The sequence below is a fragment of the Tolypothrix sp. VBCCA 56010 genome (assembly GCF_050875635.1).
Lineage (GTDB): Bacteria > Cyanobacteriota > Cyanobacteriia > Cyanobacteriales > Nostocaceae > Hassallia.
Genome location: NZ_JBPAOH010000432.1, coordinates 1 through 468, shown reverse-complemented (window position 1 = coordinate 468; position 468 = coordinate 1). Strand labels below are relative to the sequence as shown.

Here is a 468-nt window from a genome sequence, read left to right as displayed (position 1 = left end):
CCAAGTAGACAACACGTCCATCATATTCGGTCAGCGTTGGCATCAGATGTTGTTGCACAAGCAGCACTTCTACACGGGCATCTTCTAAAATGTATGCCAATCGGTCTGTTGGGTAGATCGGGTCAAGTGGTACATATGCTCCACCCGCCTTGAGAATGCCCAGCAGTCCCACCACCATCTCCATTGAGCGTTCCGTGTAAATGCCTACCAATACCTCAGGTCCGACACCTAACGATAGTAGGTGGTGTGCCAGTTGGTTGGCTTTGGCGTTTAAATCATGGTAGGTAAGTTGCTCCGAATCAAACACCACTGCCACCGCATCCGGCGTTAAGTCAACTTGTTGTTCAAACAACGAATGCAGGCATAAATGTTTGGGGTAGTCGGCTTGGGTTTTGTTGAATTCCACCAGTATCTGATGTTGTTCGGTGGCAGTCAGTAGCGCTAAATCTGATAGCTTCTGTTGGGGAT

The 468-nt window shown here is 48.7% G+C and carries 1 protein-coding gene; it reads right to left on the bottom strand.

Annotated elements, in window-relative coordinates; all coding sequences use genetic code 11:
• A partial coding sequence (locus tag AABK37_RS41865) for an AMP-binding protein (RefSeq protein ID WP_432557254.1) occupies positions 1 to 468 on the bottom strand: 468 nt, incomplete at both ends.